Source organism: Pelorhabdus rhamnosifermentans (assembly GCF_018835585.1).
Taxonomy (GTDB): domain Bacteria; phylum Bacillota; class Negativicutes; order UMGS1260; family UMGS1260; genus Pelorhabdus; species Pelorhabdus rhamnosifermentans.
This window is the reverse complement of sequence record NZ_JAHGVE010000116.1, coordinates 1-339: the sequence shown is the minus strand read 5'-3', so window position 1 is coordinate 339 and position 339 is coordinate 1. Positions and strand designations below refer to the sequence as shown.

Below are 339 nucleotides of genomic sequence, written 5' to 3'. Positions count from 1 at the left end.
ATGTTGAATGGGGCGAATCGGATGTCCTACATTCACTCCCATCATATTTAACGCGTCTTTCGGCACCACCGGGAAACTTCCCAAACTATAGGCATTCCTAAATAGCGACAAACGATACTGGGCTTCCAATGCTCCCTTAAGGTCCCCTGCAATAAATTTATCGTATATCTCTACGACAATTTTTGGCACGACATTCGCCGTTCCTGCCACACAGCCTGTTCCACCATACACGAGGGTCGCTAAAATCATGGTGTCACGTCCGGCCATAATACTAAACCCTTTATCGCGCGTCCGGCGAATATACTCGGACGTCAATGTCATATCCCCGCTAGTATCTTT

1 protein-coding gene is annotated in these 339 nt (G+C 47.5%); it reads right to left on the bottom strand.

The genetic code is table 11. From position 1 onward, the window contains the following. On the bottom strand, window positions 1–339 hold a 339-nt coding region (locus Ga0466249_RS26015), incomplete at both ends, for a dihydrodipicolinate synthase family protein (RefSeq protein ID WP_215832394.1).